Source organism: Nitrobacter winogradskyi (assembly GCF_006539545.1).
GTDB classification, from domain to species: Bacteria; Pseudomonadota; Alphaproteobacteria; order Rhizobiales; family Xanthobacteraceae; genus Nitrobacter; species Nitrobacter winogradskyi_A.
In genome coordinates this window covers 1-24,828 of the sequence record NZ_BJNF01000037.1, presented here as the reverse complement: position 1 = coordinate 24,828, position 24,828 = coordinate 1, and the positions used below count along the sequence as shown (strand labels likewise).

General features: G+C 61.6%; 22 protein-coding genes. 9 read left to right on the top strand and 13 right to left on the bottom strand.

What is annotated here, in order from left to right; all coding sequences use genetic code 11:
• Positions 1-24 precede the first annotated feature (24 nt).
• Complete coding sequence (locus tag NWI01_RS07995; RefSeq protein WP_141383357.1) at positions 25-432, bottom strand: YraN family protein; 408 nt, start codon at positions 430-432, stop codon at positions 25-27.
• Complete coding sequence (gene rsmI / locus NWI01_RS07990) at positions 419-1,372, bottom strand: 16S rRNA (cytidine(1402)-2'-O)-methyltransferase (RefSeq protein WP_141383351.1); 954 nt, start codon at positions 1,370-1,372, stop codon at positions 419-421. Before rsmI ends, NWI01_RS07995 begins: the two co-directional genes overlap by 14 nt.
• A gap of 160 nt (positions 1,373-1,532) precedes the next feature.
• Here rsmI and NWI01_RS07985 point away from each other — a divergent pair, with 160 nt between their 5' ends.
• The gene (locus NWI01_RS07985) at positions 1,533-4,352 is read left to right on the top strand and encodes a hybrid sensor histidine kinase/response regulator (protein WP_141383350.1); all 2,820 of its coding nucleotides are present in this window, start codon (positions 1,533-1,535) and stop codon (positions 4,350-4,352) included.
• A 115-nt stretch (positions 4,353-4,467) separates the two neighbouring features.
• Here the strand turns inward: NWI01_RS07985 and NWI01_RS07980 are convergent, their stop codons facing one another.
• On the bottom strand, positions 4,468-5,142 hold the full coding sequence (locus tag NWI01_RS07980) for an MBL fold metallo-hydrolase (RefSeq protein ID WP_141383349.1): 675 nt from the start codon (positions 5,140-5,142) through the stop codon (positions 4,468-4,470).
• A gap of 195 nt (positions 5,143-5,337) precedes the next feature.
• Between NWI01_RS07980 and NWI01_RS07975 the strand changes: the two genes are divergently transcribed.
• A complete protein-coding gene (locus NWI01_RS07975; RefSeq protein ID WP_141383348.1) occupies positions 5,338-5,829 on the top strand; it encodes an MmcB family DNA repair protein in 492 nt (163 codons plus the stop codon).
• Between the two features lie 137 nt (positions 5,830-5,966).
• Here the strand turns inward: NWI01_RS07975 and NWI01_RS07970 are convergent, their stop codons facing one another.
• The 5 genes from NWI01_RS07970 to NWI01_RS07950 form a co-directional block, all read right to left on the bottom strand.
• Positions 5,967-6,521, bottom strand: coding sequence for an ActR/PrrA/RegA family redox response regulator transcription factor (locus NWI01_RS07970; protein ID WP_011313448.1), 555 nt, complete (start codon positions 6,519-6,521; stop codon positions 5,967-5,969).
• 92 nt (positions 6,522-6,613) lie between these two features.
• The gene (locus tag NWI01_RS07965) at positions 6,614-7,954 is read right to left on the bottom strand and encodes an ActS/PrrB/RegB family redox-sensitive histidine kinase (protein WP_141383347.1); all 1,341 of its coding nucleotides are present in this window, start codon (positions 7,952-7,954) and stop codon (positions 6,614-6,616) included.
• Between the two features lie 171 nt (positions 7,955-8,125).
• The gene (locus tag NWI01_RS07960) at positions 8,126-8,749 is read right to left on the bottom strand and encodes a Smr/MutS family protein (RefSeq protein WP_141383346.1); all 624 of its coding nucleotides are present in this window, start codon (positions 8,747-8,749) and stop codon (positions 8,126-8,128) included.
• Positions 8,746-10,257, bottom strand: coding sequence for a murein transglycosylase A (gene mltA / locus NWI01_RS07955; RefSeq protein WP_141383345.1), 1,512 nt, complete (start codon positions 10,255-10,257; stop codon positions 8,746-8,748). The genes NWI01_RS07960 and mltA overlap by 4 nt, the downstream gene beginning before the upstream one ends.
• Positions 10,235-10,939: a Tim44/TimA family putative adaptor protein gene (locus tag NWI01_RS07950; RefSeq protein WP_141383344.1), complete on the bottom strand. Its 705-nt coding sequence runs from the start codon at positions 10,937-10,939 to the stop codon at positions 10,235-10,237. The genes mltA and NWI01_RS07950 overlap by 23 nt, the downstream gene beginning before the upstream one ends.
• A 432-nt stretch (positions 10,940-11,371) precedes the next feature.
• On the opposite strand from NWI01_RS07950, the gene secB reads away from it, so the two are divergent.
• Positions 11,372-11,854: a protein-export chaperone SecB gene (gene secB / locus NWI01_RS07945; RefSeq protein ID WP_141383343.1), complete on the top strand. Its 483-nt coding sequence runs from the start codon at positions 11,372-11,374 to the stop codon at positions 11,852-11,854.
• Between the two features lie 65 nt (positions 11,855-11,919).
• Here secB and dnaQ read toward each other — a convergent pair whose 3' ends face one another.
• The 4 genes from dnaQ to NWI01_RS07925 form a co-directional block, all read right to left on the bottom strand.
• Positions 11,920-12,624, bottom strand: coding sequence for a DNA polymerase III subunit epsilon (gene dnaQ, locus NWI01_RS07940; RefSeq protein ID WP_141383342.1), 705 nt, complete (start codon positions 12,622-12,624; stop codon positions 11,920-11,922).
• A gap of 147 nt (positions 12,625-12,771) precedes the next feature.
• The gene (coaE, locus tag NWI01_RS07935) at positions 12,772-13,371 is read right to left on the bottom strand and encodes a dephospho-CoA kinase (protein WP_141383341.1); all 600 of its coding nucleotides are present in this window, start codon (positions 13,369-13,371) and stop codon (positions 12,772-12,774) included.
• 16 nt (positions 13,372-13,387) lie between these two features.
• A complete protein-coding gene (locus NWI01_RS07930; RefSeq protein WP_141383340.1) occupies positions 13,388-13,996 on the bottom strand; it encodes a Maf family protein in 609 nt (202 codons plus the stop codon).
• Positions 13,997-14,002: 6 nt separating this feature from the next.
• Entirely contained in the window at positions 14,003-14,845 is an 843-nt protein-coding gene (locus NWI01_RS07925; RefSeq protein ID WP_141383339.1) for a pyruvate, water dikinase regulatory protein, read from the bottom strand.
• Between the two features lie 430 nt (positions 14,846-15,275).
• Here NWI01_RS07925 and hemJ point away from each other — a divergent pair, with 430 nt between their 5' ends.
• Together hemJ and rho are read left to right on the top strand one after the other, a co-directional pair.
• Positions 15,276-15,698, top strand: coding sequence for a protoporphyrinogen oxidase HemJ (gene hemJ / locus NWI01_RS07920; protein WP_141383338.1), 423 nt, complete (start codon positions 15,276-15,278; stop codon positions 15,696-15,698).
• 399 nt (positions 15,699-16,097) lie between these two features.
• Complete coding sequence (rho, locus tag NWI01_RS07915; RefSeq protein ID WP_141383337.1) at positions 16,098-17,363, top strand: transcription termination factor Rho; 1,266 nt, start codon at positions 16,098-16,100, stop codon at positions 17,361-17,363.
• Between the two features lie 67 nt (positions 17,364-17,430).
• Here rho and NWI01_RS07910 read toward each other — a convergent pair whose 3' ends face one another.
• On the bottom strand, positions 17,431-19,461 hold the full coding sequence (locus NWI01_RS07910; RefSeq protein ID WP_141383336.1) for a thioredoxin domain-containing protein: 2,031 nt from the start codon (positions 19,459-19,461) through the stop codon (positions 17,431-17,433).
• Between the two features lie 243 nt (positions 19,462-19,704).
• Here NWI01_RS07910 and mnmE point away from each other — a divergent pair, with 243 nt between their 5' ends.
• The 4 genes from mnmE to NWI01_RS07890 all read left to right on the top strand — a co-directional run bounded on the left by mnmE (position 19,705) and on the right by NWI01_RS07890 (position 24,825).
• The gene (mnmE, locus tag NWI01_RS07905; protein WP_141383335.1) at positions 19,705-21,075 is read left to right on the top strand and encodes a tRNA uridine-5-carboxymethylaminomethyl(34) synthesis GTPase MnmE; all 1,371 of its coding nucleotides are present in this window, start codon (positions 19,705-19,707) and stop codon (positions 21,073-21,075) included.
• A 166-nt stretch (positions 21,076-21,241) separates the two neighbouring features.
• Positions 21,242-23,116 carry a tRNA uridine-5-carboxymethylaminomethyl(34) synthesis enzyme MnmG gene (gene mnmG, locus NWI01_RS07900; RefSeq protein ID WP_141383334.1) on the top strand — a complete coding sequence of 625 codons (1,875 nt, stop codon included), beginning with the start codon at positions 21,242-21,244 and terminating at the stop codon, positions 23,114-23,116.
• Between the two features lie 156 nt (positions 23,117-23,272).
• A complete protein-coding gene (gene rsmG / locus NWI01_RS07895) occupies positions 23,273-23,971 on the top strand; it encodes a 16S rRNA (guanine(527)-N(7))-methyltransferase RsmG (protein ID WP_141383356.1) in 699 nt (232 codons plus the stop codon).
• Positions 23,968-24,825, top strand: a complete 858-nt coding sequence (locus NWI01_RS07890) for a ParA family protein (RefSeq protein WP_141383333.1) — start codon at positions 23,968-23,970, stop codon at positions 24,823-24,825. The genes rsmG and NWI01_RS07890 overlap by 4 nt, the downstream gene beginning before the upstream one ends.
• Positions 24,826-24,828 lie beyond the last annotated feature (3 nt).

Below are 24,828 nucleotides of genomic sequence, written 5' to 3'. Positions count from 1 at the left end.
TGGCACCTGCATGCGCGCCCGAGGCTATGTGCTGGCGTCGAATGCACCTAGCAGATGGCGCGGCAAACGTCGCGGCGCAATCAGCATGGCGTCGAAACGAAACTCGAAGGTCTCATGTTCGGGGTGCGCCATCAACCAGGCCTGGGCCGCGTTGATGATTCGCTGCTGCTGTTTCCACGTCACCGCATAGGCGGCGTCATCGAGGCTGCGGCGGGCCTTGACTTCGACGAAGGCGAGAAGCTGCCGCCGGCGGGCCACGATATCGATCTCGCCGTGGGGCGTGCGAAACCGGCGCGCCAGAATCCGGTAACCTTTGGCGATCAGATAGGCGGCGGCGCGTCTTTCTGCTGAAAGACCGGTGTGAAACGCCGCGACGCGCCCAGGCGCCGCGGCCTCAGGATCGTTTCGGGAGGGGTTGTTACCTGGGGCCATTGTCGTCACTGTCTCTCATGTGTCCGGCGAGCTCAAGCGCACGGGCGTAGACCTGACGTCGGGGGTGGCCCGAGATTTCGACCGCGCGAGCCACACTGTCCTTGACGCTGCCTTCCTTCAACAGACTCAGCAACAGTTCGTCCAGATCGCCGGAGGACAGCGCGCCTGCATCCGCAGCCGGTGGTCCGACCACCAAGACGAATTCGCCCCGCGTTTCCAATGTTGCGGCGGTCTCCGCAAGCTCCGTGAGGGGCGCACGATGGATATCCTGGTGCAGCTTGGTCAGTTCGCGGCAGATGGCGGCGGCGCGATTTCCGAGGACCGCTGCGAGATCAGGCAAGGATCTGCGGATGCGGCTGCCGGATTCGAACATCACGAGGGTGGCGTCGATCGTCGCGAGTTCGGCAAGGCGGGTGCGGCGCGCGGTCTCCTTCGCCGGCAGAAACCCCTCGAAGAAGAACCGGTCCGTCGGCAGCGCCGCAACGGACAGCGCCGCCAGCACCGAAGACGCCCCCGGAAGCGCGATCACCTGATGACCAGCAGCACACGCATCACGGACCAGCTTGAAGCCCGGGTCGGAAATCAATGGCGTGCCGGCATCGGAGACCAGCGCGATGGAGGCGCCTTGCGCCAGTTGCGCCAGAATCTTCGGCCGCGCGGTCGCGGCATTATGTTCATGATAGGGTTTGAGTAAGCCTGTGATCGCGTAACGTTCGGTAAGGCGGCGGGTGATGCGGGTGTCTTCGCAAGCGATGAAGTCGACGCCTGCGAGGGTTTCAAGGGCTCGCAAGGTGATGTCTCCGAGATGGCCGATCGGCGTCGCGACCAGATGAAGACCGGGCGCGGCCGCCGGGGCAGCCAGTTGGTGACCCGCTACGGAGAAAGTTCGGGTCCGGGGAGTTTCGATGTCCGATTTCGGAGAGGCGGATCGTGCGTGCATACCGCGGCATTCTATAGCGTTTTCGAAAAGAGCGCCCACCGCAAAAATAAATGGAACCAGGGAGGGAGCTAAAGCGTTTTGTCCGGATTGTTTGTGACCCCGGTATGCGGCGTCATCGGGGTTACCCGCCCGGACGGCTACCCAACAACCTGTTCCATTAATGCCAGAGAAGGAAAGTGTCAGTTCCGGAGCGTTCCTCGCCGGAGGCGGGGAAATGGGCGATTTGACGCGCCGCTTCGATTGGGGCTCCACACCCATCGGTCCCCCCGATGCATGGCCGCAAAGCCTGCGCACGGCGGTCCGGATCATGCTGAACACCAACCACCCGATGTTCATCTGGTGGGGACCGGACCTGGTACAATTCTATAACGATGCCTACCGGCAAACCCTGGGACCGGAGCGGCATCCCGGTGCGCTCGGTCAGAAGGGCAGGGAATGCTGGGCCGAGATCTGGGACATCATCGGCCCTCAGATCGAGTACGTCATGGCCGGCCGGGGGGCGACCTGGCATGAGGAGCAGCTGGTTCCGGTCACACGGAACGGAAGACTGGAGCAGGTCTATTGGACCTATGGATTCAGCCCCATCGATGGCGACCAGGGCGTCGGGGGCGTGCTGGTGGTATGCCGCGATGTCACGCGCGAACATCTTGCCAGACTGGCCTTGCAGGAGCGAGAGACCGAGCTCGCGCGCGTGCAGGCGATCGGGCGGATCGGCGGCCTCGAGGTCGATCTGCGCACCGGCCATCGCAGTCGCAAGTCGCCGGAGTACCTGAAGATACACGGCCTTCCGTCCGAAGCCGTCCACGAAAGCCGGGAGGACTGGCTTCGCCGCGTTCATCCCGACGATCGCTCGGTCGCAGAAGGGCAGTTCATCGAGGCGGTACGGGGCGGCGATCGCGAATACGCGGTACGCTACCGTATCATCCGGCCGAACGACGGCGAAACGCGCTGGATTTCCGCCCGATCAGTGATCGAGCGCGATGCGGGCGGGAAAGCGATCCGCTTGTTCGGCGCCCACATCGACATCACCGATCAGGTCGAAGCGGAGCGCTCGATCCGCCAGCGCGAACAGGAATTTCGCACGCTGGCCGAAGCGCTGCCGCATCACGTCTGGACCGCCACATCCGACGGCTCGTTCAACTGGTTCAATCGGCGCTTTTATGACTACGTCGGCGCACGGCCGGGCGAACTCAGCGGCAAGGACTGGACCAAGATTGTCCACCCGGACGACGCCTCGGCCGCAGCCGAGGCAAGGCTTCGCGCGTTGACGAGCGGTGAGCCCTATGAGATCGAATTCCGGCTGCGGAGGTCTGACGGCATCTATCACTGGTTTCTGTCCCGCGCATTGCCCGCGCGCGATGAGGATGGTCGCATCACCCGCTGGATCGGCACCGACACCGACGTCCACGATCAGAAGCGAATCGCGGCAAAGCTCGCCGAACTGAACGCGACGCTCGCCGAGCGCGTCGAGGAAAAAACCCGCGAGCGCGACCGGATCTGGAATGTGTCCCGGGACTTGCTGCTGGTCATGGACCAGCATGGCATCTGGCGCTCCGTCAATCCCGCCTGGACCAGGACGCTCGGCTGGAGCGAGGCTGAGCTGACGGAGCGAACCGCAGAATGGATCGAGCATCCCGAAGACATCGTCAAGACCCGGGTTGAGGTCCGCCGTCTCGCTCGCGGCAAAGCTACGGTTCGATTCGAAAACCGGCTTCGTCACAAAGACGGCTCGTACCGGTGGCTGTCGTGGACCGCGGTTCCGGACCAGAATCTGATCTATGCCGTGGCGCGCGATGTCACTGCCGAGAAGGTGGCCGCCGAGCGGTTGAGGGCAGCCGAAGAGGCGCTACGTCAGTCGCAGAAGATGGAAGCCGTCGGCCAGCTGACCGGCGGCATCGCCCACGACTTCAACAACCTGCTCACCGGCATCGTCGGCTCGCTGGATCTTTTGCAGACGCACATCAAGCAGGGGCGGACCGATCGCGCGGGCCGCTACATCGAAGCCGCGATGGCCTCCGCCAATCGTGCCGCGGCGCTGACGCACCGCCTGCTGGCGTTCGCCCGCAGACAGCCCCTGGTGCCGAAGCCGGTCGACGCCAACCAGCTCATCCTCTCGCTCGAAGACCTGCTGCGCAGGACGATCGGCGAGGGCATCGAGCTGAAAATCGCTCCATCGAAACTGCTCTGGCCGACGCTGTGCGATCCCAATCAGCTCGAAAGCGCGCTGCTCAATCTCGCCATCAACGCACGGGACGCCATGCCCAACGGCGGCAGGCTCACGATCGCCACGGCAAACGTGAGCATCGACGCCGCCGGGTCCGGCTCCTCCGCGAGGCAGCCGGGCGACTATATCTGCATCACCGTCGCCGACACCGGAACAGGCATGACCACCGATGTCGCCGCGCGCGCCTTCGATCCCTTTTTCACCACCAAACCGATCGGCCACGGCACCGGACTCGGCCTGTCGATGATCTACGGATTCGCGCGGCAATCGAACGGCCACATCGCGCTCGACACCGCGCCGGGACGAGGCACGTCGATCAGCCTGTCTCTGCCGCGTCATGACAGCGCCGCGGAGGCCGATCAAGCGTCTCCCGCAAGCAGGATCACCGCCACGGGGGGAACGGTTCTGGTGGTCGAGGACGAGCCCGTCGTGCGCGGCATCATCGTGGAGATGCTGCACGATCAGGGTTATGTGACGCGCGAGGCCGCGGACGGCGCGGAAGGTTTGCGGATTCTGCAATTGGACAAGCCGGTCGATCTCCTGCTCACCGACATCGGGCTTCCCGGCATGAATGGACGCCAACTCGCGGATCAGGCGCGGGAACTCCGCCCGGATCTGAAAATCCTCTTCATGACCGGCTATGCGGACAATGCCGCAAACGCCAAGGGCTTCCTCCAACCCGGCATGGACATGATCACCAAGCCGTTCGATCTCGGCCATCTGTCACGGCGTGTCCGCGACATCATTTCCCACTGATGCTCGGTTGCGGAGGTGTGCCGGCACCATTCCCTCACGGCGACGATTCAAGAGCATCTGCGCAGTCTGCGTCGCGTGACTGGTATCCACTTCGCCGGAAAATGCTCCAAAACAGTCAGTCACATACATTACCGGTCAGAAACGGATTGCTGGCGCGCTCGTGGCCGATGGTCGATCCCGGTCCATGTCCGCAGATGAACGCGACGTCATCTCCGAGCGGCAACAATTTGTCGGTGATCGACTTGATCAGGACGGCGCGGCTGCCGCCGGGCAAGTCGGTGCGGCCGACGGAACCGTTGAATAGCACGTCGCCGACATGCGCAAAGCGGAGCTCTGCGTTAAAGAAAACCACGCTTCCCGGCGAATGGCCGGGGCAATGAAGAACGTCGAACGCCAGTTTACCGAGCTCGACCCGGTCGCCGTCGTCGAGCCAGCGGTCGGGGACAAAATCGCGCATGCCGGTCATGCCGTAGTGCCGTCCGCTTTCGACGACATGGTCGAGCAGGAACTTGTCGGCGACGTGCGGACCCAGGATGGGAACCTTCAACGCGTCGCGCAACTCCGCGGCGGCGCCCACATGATCAATATGGCCGTGCGTAAGCCAGATCCGTCCGACGGTCACGCCGGCCTTTTCAATGGCGGCCCTGACCAGCGGAATATCGCCTCCGGGATCGATGACCACCCCATCCCTGGTGGCCTCGCACCACAGCAGCGTGCAGTTCTGTCGGAACGGCGTCACCGGAATGATTGTGGCGCCGACTTTGGCCCTGGTCTGGTCTTCGCTCGTCATACCCGCACAATGCCGATTTTTAAGGCAACGCCAAGCGATTTGCGCGGCATGGCCGGTTCAGCCTCCGAAAGACTCAAAACATGGCGCAAGCAGCCAAGTTCGCGGCTGGTCCCGGCAGGGAACGGGTGTAGCCCGCGTCTTCAGCTTTATAATATGGTGGCGAACCACGAAATCGGACATACCGAGTCCAGCCGCATGGAAACCAACGCCGCTCACATCGCCCTTGTGGTCCCGCCGGATCGCCGCCAGTCAGCGACCGCGCTGGCCATCGCGCGCGGGACGGGAAGACTTTTACGATCGCTTGGGTTTGCCTGCCTCGGCGAACTGTCGCTGCCGTCCGGACGCCGAGCCGATCTGGTCGCCGTCAACGCACGCGGCGAGATCTGGATCGTCGAGATCAAATCCTCGGTCGAGGATTTGCGCGCAGACAGGAAGTGGCAGGACTATCGGGCGCATTGCGATCGCCTGTTCTTCGCTTTCACGCGCGACCTGCCGTGTGACATATTTCCCGGCGATGCCGGGCTTATCGTTGCCGACGCCTATGGCGCCTACCTGCACTGCGAAGCGCCGGAGCATCGGCTGCCGTCCCCGACACGCAAGGCAATGATGCTGCGCTTCGGGATGGCGGCGGCACAACGTCTCAATCGCCTCGCCGATCCGCAGGGTCATATCGACGATGAATTTTAGAGCAATATCCCGAAACGTGGAAACGGTTTCGGACAAGATCCTGCTCAGCCGAAAGAATCACAGGCACAGGGTTTGATTCAACGCAGTTGAACCGAACCCAAGCGCCCTTTCGCTTCCGATGGAATCAGATCTCGATCTCAGCGAGGCGCGCGTTTCGCCAGAATGCGTTGCAGCGTGCGGCGGTGCATGTTGAGCCGCCGGGCTGTTTCCGACACATTGCGATTGCACATTTCATAAATGCGCTGAATGTGTTCCCAGCGCACGCGATCGGCCGACATCGGATTCGGCGGGACCTCGGACTTCGCCGTGCCGCTGGCGAGCAGCGCCGCAACCACGTCGTCGGCATCAGCAGGCTTGGACAGGTAATCGATCGCGCCCAGCTTCACCGCCGTCACAGCGGTCGCGATGTTGCCGTAACCGGTCAGCACGATCGCCCTCGCGTCGGGGCGCTCGCGTTTAAGCGCGGATACGACGTCGAGGCCGTTGCCGTCGCCGAGCCGCAGGTCAACCACGGCGAAAGCCGGCGCGGACTTTCCGATATGCGCAAGGCCATCAGAGACACTGTCGCATGGGGTCACATTGAAGCCGCGCGTTTCCATGGCGCGCGACAGACGCTCCAGAAACGGCTTGTCATCCTCGACGATCAGCAGCGAGCGGTCGGCTTGCGGGGAGACGTCGGGGGTGGCGTTCACGGGGATACCTCGCGCTTGGTTTGGTATGAAATCATATGGTCGCTGAGCCGCGCACCGCAAGCAATTGTTGCCGAGGTTGCCGCCCTTGATAACTATCCTGTTGTCTCCGCAATCGTTTTCGCTGTTTCAAAGCGGATGCGCGGCCACACGATCCTGACCACCGCGCCGTGATCAGGAAACGTCCGGTTCTTGAAGGATACCCTGGCCCCGGTTCGCTCCAGCAAGGTTCGGGCGATAAAGATTCCGAGACCCAGCCCTGTGCGTCCGCTCTGTGCATCGCCGACATTGCGACGACGCGACAGGTAAGGCTCGCCGATTCTCTTGAGAATGTCGGGGACGATGCCCGGTCCGTCGTCGGCGATGACGATCTCGACGCTGTCCTTGCTCCACCAGGCATTCACTTCGACCGCGCTGCGGGCGAAATCGACGGCGTTCTCAAGAATGTTGCCGACGCCGTAGAGGATCGCGGGGTTGCGTATGCCGACCGGTTCATGATCGCCCGCGGCCTCGATCCGGGTTTTGATGTCGATGCCGAAGTCGCGATGCGGCGCAACGGTTTCCTCGATCAGGGTGGACAGCGGCATGCGGTCGAAGGGCGCTCCGGATGACGACAGCTGCGCGATCTTGGCGAGGATATCGCGGCAGCGCTGCGCTTGCTCCCGCACAATCCTGAGATCGCCGGCCAGCCGCTGTGGCTCCTGCGCGCCATTTTCCTGCAGAGCTTTCTCCAGTTCCCGCGAAATCAGGAAAATGGTTGAAAGCGGCGTTCCGAGTTCGTGGGCGGCCGCTGCGGCAAGGCCATCGATCTGGGTCAGGTGCTGTTCGCGGGTCAGAACCAGTTCGGTCGCGGCGAGAGCGTCGGACAGTTTGCGCGCCTGCTCCGTCACCTGGAAGGTGTAGAGGCTGGTGACGCCGATCGCGAGCACGATCGATAACCAGACCCCTATGAGATAGATCGGCGGCAGGACGAGCGGATTGGATGCATCCCACGGCAGTGGCAAATGCGTGAAGCCCAGAACCGTCGCGCAGGCGACCGCGAAGCCCCCGAGCGCCATCGTCATTCGCGTCGGCAAGGCGGTGGCGGAGATCAACACCGGCGCCAGGAACAGGTACGAGAACGGATTCTGCAAGCCGCCGGTGAAGAACAGCAGGGCGGCCAGTTCAGCAATATTCAGCGCAAGCAGCGCCGCGGCATGACGCGGCTCCAGCCGCTGCACCGGATTGAAACTGACTTGCAAAGCCAGATTGAGCGCCGACGACAGCCCGACGATCACGACACAGGGAATGATCGGCAGATCGAACTGGAGACCCTGGGCGACGACGAAGATCGCCGCGAGTTGCCCCAACGCCGCAAGCCAGCGCAGCCGCAGAATCGTATCCAGACGGACGTAGCGGCGGGGATGACGGAAATCGGAGGCGGCGACGTCGGGCATTCGTGACGACTATAGCGTTTTCGAGCGAAGTGGATACGGGTCCGCTTGAAGAAAACACGCCAGACCAACAATCCGGAGCTTCGTTGTTTCCATTCAATCAGAAGCGGCGCCTACAAACCGGGGAGCCTGATCGGGCATGGTCCTGTGCCGGGAACCGCTTCGTATCAGCGATCATGCCCTGACTCTGCGTCGCAAGCGCACGTAAAGTGCGCCCTCGCCACCATGGCCGAGATGCGCCTCGTCGAAACCCACAACCAGCGAACGAAATTCGGGAAGAGCCAGCCATTGCGGGACCTGCCGGCGCAGGACGCCTCGCTCGGAATCCGCCCCTTTCGCGCGGCCCTTGCCGGTAATCACAAGCACGAAGGCGAGGCCATCGCCCGACGCATCCTGCAAAAACCGCAGCAAGGCTCGATATGCCCGTGTCTGCGTCATGCCATGCAGATCGATCCGTGCATCAATGTCTTTCCGCCCTCGGGACAGTTGCGAACGCTCGCGGCGGGTGAGCGCCGCCGGCGGGGGGTTATTAAGGCCGGAGTGTTTATGTTTTGACGCGCTGTCTTCACGTGAAAACGTTATAGCCGTTTTTCCGGTCGAGTCAGCTTCGGACCAGGCCGTGGGCTTTGCGATGACCGCGGATTTCACCTCAAGCAGGGGTTGAAATGGACCGGGCGGAGATCGTTTGCGCAACGGCTTGGCTTGCCCCGCGACGCTTTCCCACAACCGGCGTTCCTCGTCCGTAAGGACACGCTGGCGGCCCGGCCGCGCGGATGCGTCGGGCGAGAAACGTTTCATCGCGCCCGGCGATACCAACGGCGGCGATGATGGCTACGATATCGCGGCTTATGTGCGGATCTGACCCCGGGCCGCACCGATGGCAGCGGAGCGGCTTCCGATGACGCGGCTTTCGCTGCCGGCCCGGGGGCGGCGGCACCGGCCTGCTCTTTCGCGGGGGTTGAAGCGGCCCCGGCGGCCGGCGGGGTGCTGGCAGGCTTCTGATCGCTCGGTGGAAACAGCTTTGCGATCCTTGCCGAAGGTCGTGTTTCCGGAAGCGGCATGGTTCTGGCGCGGGCTACCGGATCGAGGCTGTTCGGGACAAGCATGACGAAGTGCATGTTGTGGCGAAGACGGCCTGAAACCCGCCCTGCCTCCGAACCTGCGCCGAAGTAAAGGTCCGCGCGGGCCGGACCAACAATGGCGGAGCCTGTATCCTGCGCAATCATCAATCGATGGAACGGCGTTTTCGCCTGGGCGGACTCGATCGGCAGTTCGCCTTCGATAAAAAAAGGCGTGCCGTAAACATGCAGCGATTTGTCGACCGCAATCGACCTGCCAGGCGTCAACGGCAAACCCTGTGCTCCGATGGCCTCGTCATTGTCGGAGAGTTTCACCTCGCGAAAAAACACATAGGAGCGGTTCTGCCGGCGCAACTCATTCGCGCCATCGGGATTGTCGGCCATCCACTGCCTGATGCGCTGCATCGACATCTGATCCTTCGGGATGATGTCACGTTGGATCAGGATGCGGCCGACCGCGGTATATGGATATCCGTTATAGGAATCATAGTTGATGCGTATGGTCGAGCCGTCCTCGAGACGAACCCGCGCCGAACCCTGGATTTGCGTGAAGAGCAAATCGGTCTGGCTCTTGAGCCAGCAGATTTCGAGGCCGCGGCCTTCGATCGCACCGTCCTCGATTTCCGCGCGATCGTAGTAGGGAACCAGCTTTCTGCGGCCGATCTTGCGATACACCGGCCCGCTGTTAGGCAGGCTCGGCGCGCTTTGCGAGAATCCCCGGACAAAAAGGTTCGAAGGGCGGCGATAGACCGGCACGGTGTAGACATCGGTCCTGATACGCGATCCGTCGATGATCGGCTCGTAATAGCCGGTGACGAAGCCGTCCGTTTCGCCGAGACGTGAAATGCGCACGGCCCGGAAACGGTCCTCGAAGAAAGCCCTCGCTTTGGCATTGTCCGGGATATTCATCGACTTCGCCACGCGGCACGGATCCCGCAAGGACACGCCGAGCGCCTTGTGGCTGACGGCCGAGACACGCCGCGCGGTTACGGCACGGCAACTGGCGCGAAAAGCCTTGAACGCGTCGAGATGATTGTCGGTGTTCCAGCCGGCGATCTCGGCAAAGGCAACCGGGGAATACTGGGCACCGGGAATCTCGAGCGGCCCAAGGGAACGATGGCCGCTACCCTGAGCCTGAACGGTGACAGGCGCAGTCGCGGCGGCGATGCATAATCCGACCGCGAACCTTCTGACCCGATAAAGCTCAGTTGGCGCTTCCGGTGCCAACCAGTTTCCAGTTCGGGTCGCGCGAGGAAATATCGCGGGCAAACGTCCAGACATCGGTAATATCGGAAATCTTCTCGGGGTTTCCGTCGACGATGGCTCCGGTCTTGTCGCGGGTGACGGAAATCATCTGCGAAATGAAGCGGACCGTCAGCTGCTCGGCCCCGTCGCGCACCTCCGCGCCAATCAGCTCGACTTTATCGATCGAGACAAATCGCGTTTCCGTTTTCTGCTCGAGCCTCTCTCTGTCCTTGATGGCCGCATCAAAGCTTTCGTAAACATCCGACGACAACAGATCCTTCAAAGTCCGGCGATCCCCGTTGGCGAATGCCAGCACGATCATCTCATAGGCGCTCCGCGCGCCGCTGATAAAATGACCGGGATCGAACGAGGAATCCTGCGCCGCAATGGCGTCGAGCCCCAAAGCGAGGGGCGTGCCGGGTTCAGCCACACTCTTCCAGCGGTCGGCTGCGCCCCCCACATCTGCGGAGGGCGCCGCCGATGACTGATTGATCACGGTTCCCGGAACCGGGACCACGTTATTGTCCTGGGTGCCACCCAGGACCTCGCGCGTGGCTCGGTCATAAGGCGGACGCTCACTTCCGGTCCGCTGCCCGAGAACGCTGCGCAGCCGCAGGAAAATAAAGACCGCCAGCGCGAGGAAAATGATGGTGTAAATATCCACGTCGTCTTCACTTTCTGATCGGTCCGGTTCTGATCGGTCCAGGTCGCGACCGACGAACAAACGTCCAGATGAGGGCAGGTTCGCATGGCCGCCTGATTAATTTAAGTACGAAACCTCGTCCGGCCAAGAGCGCATTCTAGCATAACGATGGGATCAGCGAGGACTCCCTAGACTTGCAGATCTCACCGAACATAGCGCGTTTCCGATCAAAGGGGAAATTCGGAGTTTCAAGGATAAAACCTGTTCCTTCAACAGGTTGAGCCTTGGGACGAGGCAAAAGCCCGCGGGCGACCCGAAGGACGGTCGGGTTCGCCGGCGCCTCCGCCGTCCTTGTGAACAGTGGCAGCATTATGTTAGCCACTCGCCCCGAAACGGCACTTCGCCGTTCAAGCAGGCACGGCAAGCCGGCTTGAAGTTTCAGGAGAGAAATCCATGACCAACGGCAACGGCACGCCACCCGAGACAGCCCCTTCACCCCAGTTGAACGTGCTGGCCCAGTACACCAAGGATTTCTCTTTCGAGAATCCCAACTCGCCAGCCTCTCTCGCCCCTCAGCAACAACCTCCCTCGATCAACGTTCAGATCAATGTCGGCGCCAGCAATGTGGCGGAGAATGACTACGAGGTCGTGCTCAAGGTCGAAGGTAAGGCTGAACATGCCGGAAAACTGATGTTCAGCTTCGAACTCGCTTATGCGGGCGTGTTCCGGGTCGTCAACGTTCCCCAGGAGAACCTTCACCCGCTGGTCATGATCGAGTGCCCGCGGCTGCTGTTCCCCTTTGCCCGCGAAATCGTCGCCACGGCCGTCCGTGACGGCGGATTCCCGCCATTGATGCTCGACCCCATCGACTTCGTAAGCCTGTATCGACAGAACATGGAACGTCAGGCCGCGGCGCAACAACAACAACCAAGCTGATCCAGCGGAGCTCTATGGCATGATCCGATCAAGTTGAATCGGACCATGCTCTATGGGCCCGGTTCTCAGTTCCCGGATTCCTGATCCAAAAATTCCGTCCAGATCGCCTTCTCGCCGAGCGTCGCGATGAACTCCCGATGCGCGAGGACGTCGGCCTCGGTGACGCGTGAAGCCAACGGCACCGTTCGCTGACGTCTTGGCAGTTCCAGAGATCCGCCACGTTGGCGGGGCGCGGTTTCAACCAGGATCAATTGCGACTGTCGCGCGCCGATCAGATCGATATAGACTTCCGCAAGAAGCTCGGCGTCCAGCAATGCGCCGTGCTTGGTCCGGCGGCTGTTGTCGATGGCATAGCGCGAACACAGATCGTCCAGCCGGTTCGAGACGCCGGGATGCTTCCGACGCGCCAGCAATAGCGTATCCACCAGCCGATCACGGCCGATCGCCTGCCGCTTGAGGCGCTCAAGTTCGGCATTGATGAAGCTGATATCGAACGATGCGTTGTGAATGACCAAAGGCGCATCAGCGATAAATTCCAGAAACTCATCGACGACGTGCGCGAACAGCGGTTTGTCGGCGAGGAATTCACTCGACAGGCCATGGACCGCGAATGCCTCCTGCGGCATATCACGTTCCGGATTGATGTAACGGTGGAAGGTTTGTCCCGTCGGCATGCGGTTGAAGATCTCAACGCAGCCGATCTCAACAAGGCGATCGCCTCGCAGCGGATCCAGGCCGGTGGTTTCAGTATCGAGAACGATTTCGCGCATGAAGTTCCGTAAGATTGCAGCGTTTCCGGGCGAAGCATGTCCTCGGGCTTGACCCGAGGATGGAATCCGGTTCGCGTGAAGAAACGCGTCAAATCAGAATGCCGGAGCCCGCCGTGCTTCCGTAAGAAGCGGAAACGCCGCCGTGAATCAGGACCGCCGTCGCGGCATCTTAGCAGCCGCTGCCAGAATTTCGCGGATCTGCGCGCGCACATCGTCGAGACCGTGCGAGGTATCCACTACGAAATCCGCCCGCCTGCGCTTTTCAGCGTCCGGCAACTGCCGTGCCTGGATAGCCTTCAGCTTTTCGCTCGTCATATTGCCGCGAGCCAGAATGCGCTCACGCTGAAGCTCAGGCGTTGTCGTGACGACAACCACCGCATCGACAGACTTCTCGCCGCCGGTTTCAAACAGCAGCGGCACATCGACCACCGCCACCGCAGCACCTGACCGCTCTGCCCGCTGAAGAAACGCCTGACGGTAGTTGAACAGCAGAGGATGGACGATCTGCTCTAGCCGCTTCATGGCTGCGGTGTCGTGCACGACCTTCGCCGACAATTTCTCACGGTCGACCTTGCCGTTGACGGTTGTTCCTGGAAACGCGGCCTCGATCAGGGAAGCCGCCTCTCCCTCATAGATCGCGTGAACGGTCGCATCGGCGTCGTAAACCGGAACTCCCGCTTCCGAGAAAAGTCGGGCGGTGGTCGATTTCCCCATTCCGATCGAGCCGGTCAGCCCAAGCACCAGCATATTCGAACGTCCGCCGTCACAGCGATAGCAGCCCTTGCGAACGCAGATAAGCAAGCAACGGCAACAGCGGCAAGCCCAGGATCGTGAAATGATCTCCCTCGATCCGGCTGAACAGATGGATACCGAGCCCTTCGAGCTGATAAGCGCCGACACTGGTTGAGGCCCCATCGCCAGCCGCGTCCAGGTACACCCTGATCGTATCCTCGCTCAGTTCCCGCATCGTCATGCGGGCGACCGAGACATTTTCAAACAGCAGACGACCGTCACGCATGATCGCGACACCGGCATGCAACGCATGGGTCCGACCTGACAGCGCTCGCAGATGTGCGCCCGCATCCGTACGGCCGGCCGGCTTGTTCAACAGACGGCCATCGCATTCGAGCGTCTGATCCGCGCCGATCACATAACGTCCGGGCGATCGCAATGAAACCTCACGCGCCTTTTCACAGGCCAGACGGACCGCGATCTCATCGGCGGCCGCGAGGCCGGAACTTCGCTGAACCGACCGCTCATCGATCGCGGCCGGCATCGGCTCGAATGGCAGACCCGCATTGGCGAGCAATAATTGTCGTACCCGGCTTTGCGACGCCAGTATCAACGGCTCTGATTCACGCCATATCGCCATTGCCGGCTAATCCGGACGCCGCTGCCGGCGCCTGTCGGCGAACAGCTTCATGATCGCCGCGGCTGTCTCCTCGATCGACCGGCGCGTGACATCCAGTTGGGCCCAGTCGTGTTTCACGCTCAGTCGGCGAGCGTGGATCACCTCCTCCGCAACGGACTGGCGATCGACATAGCTCTCATTGCCGGGTCCCGCCCCGATGCTCAGCAACCGGTTCTGCCGAACCTGAATCAGGCGTTCAGGCGCTGCATGAAGACTGACGACCAGTGGATTCTTCAACGATTCCAATTGACGTGGAATCGGGATGCCCGGCACCAGCGGAACGTTCGCCGTGCGGACGCCGCGGTTGGCAAGGTAGAACGACGTGGGCGTTTTCGACGTGCGCGATACGCCGACCAGAACGACGTCCGCTTCCTCCAGGCCTTCGACGTGCTGCCCGTCGTCATGCATCATCGTATAGTTCAACGCGTCGATACGCTTGAAATAATCCGCGTTCAGCGTGTGCTGTGCGCCAACGCGGCCGGTGGTGTCAGCGCCAAGATAGGCCTGAAACAACTGCATGACCGGGCCGATAATCGAAAGGCTCGGGCAGTTGATCTCCTGGCACCTGGCCTCGAGCCGGACCGCGAGATCCTTTTCAAGCAGCGTAAACAGGACGATTCCCGGCGCTTCCTCGATTTCCGCCAGAACGCGGTCGAGTTGCTTCTGGCTGCGAACCAAAGGATAGACATGCTCAATAGGCGTGACACCGGCATACTGAGCTGTCACCGCGCGTGACACGGTGATCAGCGTCTCGCCTGTCGAATCAGACACAAGGTGAAGATGAAAATCGCGGCCGGTCACGGGCGCCATCAGCCTTGCATACCCTGTGTATCGTTGTGGAGATCTGGCCGCAATTTCACCTGTCCTGCGACGGCCGCCGGATAACTTGATTCTTCTTCACAAAGTCTCCTCAACGGGAAAACTCTCAACCGTTTCCAAAAATAGCGGGATCGTGTGGACTTGTCTCTTGATAATCACGCGCGAGTGCGGGGTAAGTCCATGGTTCTCCGACAGTCTTTCAATCGATCATGACAGCCTTGGATTCCCTTGCCCATGTGGGCAAGGTGCGGAAAAAACCGGGATGGCATTGTGTTCCCTTAATTCACCGTCACTTAAACTCAAACCAAAGAATTTTAAGAGTTTCTTTAGAAAGAGCTGCTTGCGGATATCGTTCCGTTTCTGGCAGGTATCGGGCGCTCCAGCAGGTCGCAAGGCCGAATTCCCCTGAACGAGACGATCGATGTACGAGTGGATCAAAGCCTTTCATGTGATTGCGATCATTTCCTGGATGGCGGGAATGCTCTATCTGCCGCGGCTGTTTGTTTATCACTGCGATGCGGAGATTGGCTCGAAACAATCCGAGACCTTCAAGATCATGGAGCGGAGGCTGTTCAAGGCCATCATCAATCCTGCGATGATGATAGCCTGGGGACTCGGGCTTTACATGATGTGGGAGCGGCAGTGGTATGCGGTCGGCTGGTTCCAGGGCAAGTTGGCGCTCGTTATCCTGATGTCCGCCGTCCATGGCTATTTCGCACGCCGCGTTCGCGATTTCGCTGCCGACCGAAATGTGATGAGTCAGAAATTCTATCGTATTATCAATGAGGTCGTGACAGCCCTCATGATAGGTATCGTCATTCTCGTGATCGTCAAGCCATTCTAGATCATGATGATTTTGGATGGAATCGATCCAAAACCATGAACGTGATCAATTCCAATATTTCGAGACGCGGGATGCGGGCGGAAAACCGCACCATACTATTTCCTCATCCCGCTCTAAGGCCGTGAAACTTTCGTCAAAACGGTCTGCCAGCACCTCCTTGCGCGGAGGCGTTCAATTTTCTATATTACGAATATTCCCACCCTATGCAGGCGGATGTGGCCGCGTTCCGGTTTCTGAATCGAGCCGGCCGCCACGTCAGGTTTGAAGCCTTTCGGTGACCTTCCTCGCTTGATGTTTTTTCCGGTACGGAGAGGACCGCCGTCTTTCCTTTCGGTCGTCGTCCGCATCTTCCCGAAACCACCTGACCATCCTTTTCAAGCTTTCCACAGGACTCTCCCAATGCGGGAAATGAAACTTCAAGACCTCAAGGCCAAGACTCCAGCCGAACTCGTCTCGTTTGCGGAGGAGCTTGGGGTCGAGAATGCCAGCACCATGCGCAAGCAGGAGCTGATGTTCGCCATTCTGAAGCAGCTTGCCATTCAGGAAACCGACATCATCGGCGAGGGTGTCGTCGAGGTTCTCTCGGATGGCTTCGGCTTTCTGCGCTCACCCGATGCCAACTATCTGCCGGGTCCGGACGATATCTACGTTTCACCCTCGCAGATTCGCCGTTTCGGCCTGCGAACCGGAGATACCATTGAGGGACATATCCGCAGCCCCAAGGAGGGCGAGCGCTATTTTGCGCTGCTGAAGGTCAATACGCTCAATTTCGAAGACCCCGAGAAGTCGAAGCACAAGGTCAACTTCGACAACCTGACACCCCTGTTTCCCGATCAGCGGTTTCGCCTCGAACTTGAAGATCCCACCCGCAAGGATTTGTCGGCGCGGGTCATCGATATCGTCGCTCCGATCGGCAAGGGTCAGCGCGCCTTGATCGTGGCGCCGCCGCGCACCGGCAAGACCGTGCTGATGCAGAACATCGCGCACTCCATCACCGCCAATCATCCTGAGTGCTATCTGATCGTTCTTCTGATCGACGAGCGCCCGGAGGAAGTCACCGACATGCAGCGCTCGGTGAAGGGTGAAGTCGTATCCTCGACTTTCGACGAGCCGGCGGTGCGTCATGTTCAGGTCGCCGAGATGGTGATCGAGAAAGCCAAGCGTCTGGTCGAGCACGGCCGCGATGTTGTCATCCTGCTTGATTCGATCACGCGCCTTGGCCGCGCCTACAACACCGTGGTGCCCTCCTCCGGCAAGGTGCTGACCGGCGGCGTCGATGCCAACGCCTTGCAGCGGCCGAAGCGATTCTTCGGCGCCGCGCGCAATATCGAGGAAGGCGGGTCACTGACCATCATCGCAACGGCACTGGTCGATACCGGAAGCCGCATGGACGAGGTGATCTTCGAGGAATTCAAGGGCACCGGCAACTCTGAACTCATCCTCGACCGCAAGGTGTCCGACAAGCGCACCTTCCCGGCGATCGACATCTCGCGCTCGGGTACACGCAAGGAAGAACTCATCACCGATCCGCAGCTGCTCAAGAAGATGTACGTGCTTCGGCGCATTCTCAATCCGATGGGCACGATGGATGCGATCGACTTCCTGCTCGACAAGCTGCGTAACACCAAGAACAACGCCGAGTTCTTCGAGTCTATGAACACCTGATCGCCATCGATCGGGGTGAGCAGCGCTCGCGCGAGCGAAGTGTTCAGGTCTCCGACCGTCTCAATCCTTACACCAGTCCGTTGAGCGCATCAGGCTGCGTCACCGGCAGCGAGCAGGACTGACCGCGGCAGATGAAGGCGGCACTTTGCGTCACAGCCGCAAGTTTTGCGCGCGCCGGATGATCGGCCGGTAGCGCATCAGTATGTGGAGCATGAAGCACGATGCTTGTCGCATGCGGAAGTTTTCGCGCGGCGCCGAGAAGCGTGGCGGCTTGTGCATCCTCGCCGACCACGACAATCTCCGCGCCAGTGAGACGGAGATCGAGCGCATTCATCAGCGAGAGCTGGCCAAAGCCCTTCTCGGTCGCGCGCGGCAGCAAGGCTGCGAAGAGGCTGTCGATCCGGTCGCGCCATTTCGCATTACCGGTCAGCGTGGCGAGACGCACCAGGTTCTGTGCGATCACGCCGTCGTGGTTGGGGATGGCGTCGTCATCGCTTGAATGCGGCCGCACGATCAGTCCCTCAGCGTCGTCGGCCGTCAGATAATAGCCGCCATGGTCGACATCGGCGTAGTGCGTGTCCAGCGCGGATTGCCAGCGTAATGCCTGCTCGAGGAATGCGCTGTCGCCGGTGGCCTCGAACAATGCAAGCGCGGCGCGCGCCATCGTCGCGTAATCGGAGGCGAGCGCCGGCACCAGCAGCCGGCCTTCGCGCCACGAATGACCGAGCCGCCCGTTGCGGGTCATATGGGTGCGAACGAATTCGTATGCTCGTCGCGCGATCTGCAACCAGTCGGGCTTGTCGAAAACGCAGGCCGCGTGAACGAGAGCGGCGATCATCAAACCGTTCCAGTCGGCGAGAATCTTGTCATCGAGTCCGGGACGAACCCGGCTTCCACGGCGCGCCAGCAGTTTTTCGCGCAGCGCGCGCATGTGAGCGCTATCGTCGTTGGCGACGTCGATGCTCTTGAGGCGATTGGGAATGCTACGGCCCTCGAAGTTGCCGTTTGCCGTGATGTCGTATCGCGCGGCGAAATCAGCGGCGTCGGCAGCGCCGAGCACCTCTTCGATCTCGCTCAGCGACCAGACATAGAACCTGCCCTCCTCGCCTTCGGAGTCCGCGTCGAGCGACGAAGCAAAGCCACCTTCCGCTGTCAGCATTTCCCGGCGCAGCCAATCGACCGTCTCGATCGCGCGCTCGCGGTAGAGCGGATTCTTGCTGCGCGCATAGTCGAGCGCGAGCAGATCAAGGATCTGCGCGTTGTCGTAAAGCATCTTCTCGAAGTGCGGCACCAGCCATTTGTCATCGACCGAATAGCGCGCATAGCCGCCGCCGAGATGATCGTAGATGCCGCCCTGACTCATCCGTGTCAGGGTCAGCGTGGTAGCCGCGAAGAAGCGGTCGTCACGGGTGCGGGCGCCGGCGCGCCAGAGAAACTCCAGCACGGAGCATTGCGGAAACTTCGGTGCGCCGCGCAGGCCGCCGTTCACCGGATCGGTTGAACGCATGATGGCGACGGCCGCGTTATTGAGTTCGGCGACGCCGATGTTCGCAGGGTGCCCTGCTCGCGCGCGTTCGGACAGCCGAGCGATCAGAGCATCGCGATTGCGCGCGATTTGGTCGGGCTGATCACGAAAAACCCGTGCCACCGATTGCAGAACATCGGTGAACGCCGGACGACCGAAGTCCGGCAGCTTCGGAAAATATGTGCCGCCCCAGAACGGCGATCCGTCGGGCGAAAGAAACATCGTCAGCGGCCAGCCGCCCTGTTCGCCGAGATGATGCAGCGCGCTCATATAGATCTGATCGATATCCGGTCGTTCCTCACGATCGACCTTGATGCAGACGAACAGTTGGTTCATCACGGCGGCAACGTCATCGTCCTCGAAGCTTTCATGCGCCATGACATGGCACCAGTGACAGGCAGCATAGCCGATCGACAGCAGGATCGGACGGTTGCTGCGCTGTGCTTCAGCGAGCGCTTCCGGTCCCCACGGCCACCAGTCGACGGGATTATGCTTGTGTTGCAGAAGATAGGGACTGGTCTCGGCGGCCAGACGGTTCGCGGGACGGCCTGAGCTTCCGGCGGCGTGGTTCATGTCGGGGCGTCCTTCGGAAAATCTGCGATGGCAGGAAAGGCGGGGCGTGTATGTTGCGATAACTTTAAAGTCCGGTCATGGATGCAGTTCGGGACATAGAGCCTTTCCGCTTCTGATAGAATCAGAGGCGGGCTTTCAGATTTTGATTTGACGCGTTTTCTTCACGCGAACCGGCGTCCATCCTCGGGTCAAGCCCGAGGACATGCTTCGCTTGAAAACGCTCCAGGGTTCAAGACATAGGTCATGCATCCGCGAGAGCAAACCATCTTCGCGCTGTCATCGGGCCGGCCGCCGTCGGCGATCGCTGTCGTGCGCGTATCGGGCTCGCAGGCCGGCGCCGCGCTTCGTGAACTTGCAGGTGCAATTCCTGTTGCACGCACGGCGAAGCGTGTCTTGCTGCGCGACAGCGTCGGTGAAGCGATCGATGATGCCGTCATCCTGTGGTTTCCCGCGCCGGCGAGCGCAACCGGCGAGGATGTCGCGGAGTTTCACATTCATGGAAGCCGCGCGGTGCTGAATGTCTTGATCGCGGCGCTGTCGTCGATCGACGATGCGAGAGCGGCGGAACCGGGCGAATTTACACGACGCGCTTTCGAGAATGGCAAGATCGATCTGACGGAAGCCGAAGGCCTCGATGATCTGATTCATGCCGATACCGACCGGCAGCGCCGGCAGGCGTTACGGCAATTGCAGGGCCTGCTCGGCGATCGCGCGCGCGGCTGGCGCAAGCAGCTGATCGATGCGTCGGCCTGGATCGAAGCCGGAATCGATTTCGCCGATGAAGATGATGTGCCGGAGGATCTGGCGAGACCGGCGATGGAGAAGATCGCGCAGCTTCGTCGCGAGATCGAGCAAACCCTTGCGGCATCGGTGCGAAGCGAGCGGCTGCGCGATGGCCTCACGGTCGCGATCACGGGTCCGCCGAATGCGGGCAAGTCGACGCTGCTCAATCGTCTCGCCCGTCGCGAAGCGGCGATCGTGTCGCCGCACGCGGGAACGACGCGTGACATCATTGAGGTGTATCTCGATCTCGACGGTTATCCGGTGACGCTTATCGATACCGCCGGTATTCGCGAGACGGACGATCCGGTCGAGCAGGAGGGCGTGCGGCGGGCCCGCGATCGCGCGGCGAAGGCCGACCTTGTGCTGTGGCTTTCGGATGATCACGGCGGCGAGCCGGACCAAACGATTCGTTCTGGGGAGACGTCGCTCTGGCTGATACGGAACAAGATCGATCTTTCGAGCCCGGAGAATGATGCGGCGAAGCAGGGGCAGCCTGCGGCAGAAACGCGGCAAGGAACGGGGGAGCGGCAGTTCGAGATTTCCGCCTGGCGCGGGGATGGCGTCGATGATCTGGTGGCGGCGCTGACGGCCTTTGCGGAGGCCCTGCTGGGATCCGGCGAGGCGGGCGTGATCACGCGTTTGCGGCACCGCAACATATTGCGGGATGCCGCGGCAACACTGGAAAAGGCGGAAGCGCTGGCGGGCGAGGGCGACGAGCTTATCGCGGAGGAATTGCGAATAGCGATTCATTTCATGGGGCAGCTGCTGGGTCGCGTAGACATCGATGATATTCTTGATTCAGTTTTTAAGGAATTCTGCATCGGAAAATAATGAATTTAGTTCATTCTTTAATGATGCATTAACCGTCGCGGCGCTTGCTCAAAGAGGCGGTGACGCGATGTTTCACGTGAAACACTGCCGTGGTCTCCTGAAATCCAAACTTTCGCATCTTTCGCGCTTGCGATAAAAGTCGCGCGGGAAAACGTGCGAGAGGCTGATGACCGCATCATTTGACGTCATCGTGATCGGGGGAGGCCACGCGGGCTGCGAGGCCGCAGCCGCGTCCGCGCGGACCGGCGCGCGCACCGCGCTGGTCACCCATCGCTTTGCCACCATCGGCGCGATGTCGTGCAACCCCGCGATCGGCGGTCTTGGCAAGGGCCATCTGGTGCGAGAGGTCGATGCCCTCGACGGTCTGATGGGACGCACGGCCGACGCCGCAGGCATACAGTTCCGGATGCTCAATCGCCGCAAGGGTCCGGCGGTGCGTGGTCCGCGCGCCCAGCAGGATCGCAAGCTCTATGCCGCCGCGATGCAGGTCGCGATTCGCGAAACCGCGAACCTCGAGGTGATCGAAGGCGAGGCGGGTGACCTGATTATTTCCGGCGGCCGGATCGGCGGTATTCGCCTGATTGATGGCCGCCAGTTCAGGTCCGCGGCGGTCGTCGTCACCACCGGCACCTTTCTGCGCGGTCTGATCCATCTCGGCGAGAAAAGCTGGCCGGCGGGGCGGGTCGACGAGGCGCCGGCGCTCGGGCTGTCGAGATCGTTCGAGCGGATCGGCTTCACGCTTGGCCGGCTCAAGACCGGAACCCCGCCGCGGCTTGATGGCACGACCATCGATTGGGCCGCCGTCGAGATGCAGCCCGGGGACGATCCGCCGGAGCCGTTTTCGGTGCTGACACCGCGCATCACCACGCCGCAGATCCAGTGCGGCATCACCCGCACCACGCCGGCGACGCATGATCTGATCCGGGCCAATGTGCATCGTTCGCCGATCTATTCCGGCCAGATCACCAGTTCAGGCCCGCGCTATTGCCCGTCGATCGAGGACAAGGTGGTCCGCTTCGGCGATCGCGACGGGCATCAGATCTTTCTGGAGCCGGAAGGTCTCGACGATCCCACGGTTTATCCCAACGGGATTTCCACCTCGCTGCCCGAGGAGGTCCAACTCGCCATCCTTGCGACCATCCCCGGCCTTGGGAATGTGAAGATGACCCGGCCGGGTTATGCCATCGAATACGACCATGTCGATCCCCGTGAACTCGAGCCGACCTTGCAGACTCGGCGAATGCGAGGGCTGTTCCTGGCCGGCCAGATCAACGGCACCACCGGTTATGAGGAAGCGGCGGCGCAGGGCCTTGTCGCGGGCCTGAACGCGGCGTTGGCAGCGGGCGGCGGCGATCCGGTGGTGTTCGATCGCGCCGACGGTTATCTCGGGGTGATGATCGATGACCTCGTGACCCGTGGGATCACCGAGCCTTATCGGATGTTCACCTCCCGCGCCGAATATCGCCTGACGCTGCGGGCCGACAACGCGGACCAGCGGCTGACGGACAAGGGAATTGCCCTCGGATGCGTCGGGGCAGGGCGCGCGGCGCATCATCGGACCAAGATGGCGGCCTTGCAGGCCGCGAAGGGGCTGGCGATGTCTCTGTCGGTCACGCCGAACGAGGCCGCCCGACACGGACTCTCGCTCAATCGCGATGGCCATCGCCGGTCCGCGTTCGAACTGTTGTCCTATCCGGAGATCGGCTGGCGCGAGGTCGCCGCGATCTGGCCCGAGCTGTCGGCCATCGATCCCGCGATAGCCGTGCATCTGGAGATCGACGCCAAGTATGATGTCTACCTGAAACGTCAGACCGCCGATGTCGAAGCATTCCGCCGTGACGAGGGGCTGGTTCTCACCGGGATCGACTACAGCGCGGTGCCGGGCCTCTCCAATGAGGCGAGAGGCCGGCTGGAAAAGGCTCAGCCGCGCACCGTGGGGCAGGCGGGTCGCCTCGACGGAATCACCCCCGCCGCGCTGGGGATTCTGGCGGCCTACCTGCGCCGGGAAGCCCGGCAGAGAAAAGCCGCTTCGGCGGGATAATCCGGCCCTCGATTGAGTCGAATGTTTCACGTGAAACATCTGCAAGGGGAGGTAGCCGCAACGCGCCAGCGGGCTGTCGGCCAATGGCCGACCGATCCAAATCGCAGCCGCCTAAACGTCTGGCCAGGAATCCGAGACGCGTCTATGCTGGCTGGAATGTCCGCGCCCCTGCAAAAGCACTCGCCATGTTCGGCCACAGACAAAGCAGCCGCGCTGGCGCTGACCCCGGTTTCGTCCGAGACCGAGGCGCGGCTGGACGCCTATGTCGATCTGCTGGTGCAATGGCAGACAAAAACCAATCTCGTGGCGCCCTCGACGCTGCCGCAGCTCTGGACACGCCATATCGCGGATTCGCTTCAGCTTCTGGCGCTGGCTCCGCAGGCAACGCGATGGGCGGATCTCGGCAGCGGCGGCGGCTTCCCCGGCGTGGTGCTGGCTTGCGCGCTGGCGGGCGTTGAAGGTGCGCGGGTCGATCTGGTCGAGCGCAACGCCAAGAAAGCGGCCTTTCTCCGTGAGGCCGTGCGGATCACCGCGTCGCCAGCCACCATTCACCTGATGGATATCGGGGATTATGTGGAAAGATCGGAGGATCGGATCGATTGCGTGACCGCGCGCGCGCTGGCGCCTCTACAAGTGCTGCTCGGCTTCGCGGAACCGCTGGTGAACAAGGGTGCTAAGGCCTTGTTTCTCAAGGGACAAGATGTAGAAGATGAGTTGACGGAGGCCACCATATATTGGAATATCGAGCCTCGGATTCATTCAAGCCGCACTGGCGGACAAGGCCGGATCGTCGAGTTCGAGCATATCGAGCGGCGCGATCGTCGTGGCGCAAGGCAGGCATGGCGTGGTTCATGACGGTAATTGACGATATCGACCCGCGTGACAGCGAAGGCCGGTGGCGCGCTCGCCATCCCCGCATCATTTCGCTCGCCAATCAGAAGGGCGGTGTCGGCAAGACCACCACCGCGATCAATCTCGGCACGGCGTTGGCCGCGATCGGCGAGCGCGTCCTGATCGTCGATCTCGATCCGCAGGGCAACGCCTCCACAGGGCTCGGCATCGACCGGCGCGATCGCAACGTGTCCACCTATGACGTGCTGATCGGCGAAGCGCCGCTGCGGGACGCCGTGGTGCCGACCGCGGTGCCGCGCCTGCACATCGCCGCCTCGACCATGGACCTTTCCGGTCTGGAGCTTGAGCTTGGCAACGCGAAGGATCGCGCCTTTCGCCTGCGTGATGCGATCACCGCGCTCAACGGCAACGCGGCCTATGCCGCCGACTACACCTATGTGCTGATCGACTGTCCGCCGTCGCTCAATCTTCTCACCGTCAACGCGATGGCGGCGTCGGATGCGATCCTCGTGCCGCTGCAATGCGAGTTCTTCGCTCTCGAAGGCCTGTCACAGCTGTTGCAGACCGTCGAGCAGGTGCGCTCCACGCTCAATCCGAACCTGTCGATCCACGGCATCGTGCTCACCATGTTCGACTCGCGCAACAACCTGTCGAACCAGGTGGTCGCCGACGTCCGCCAGTTCATGGGCTCCAAGGTTTACGACACCATGATCCCGCGCAATGTGCGGATTTCGGAGGCGCCGTCCTACGGCAAGCCGGTGCTGGTCTATGATCTCAAATGCAGCGGCAGCGAGGCCTATCTGAAACTCGCGACGGAGGTGATCCAGCGCGAGCGTGAATTGCGTATGGCGCATTAGAGT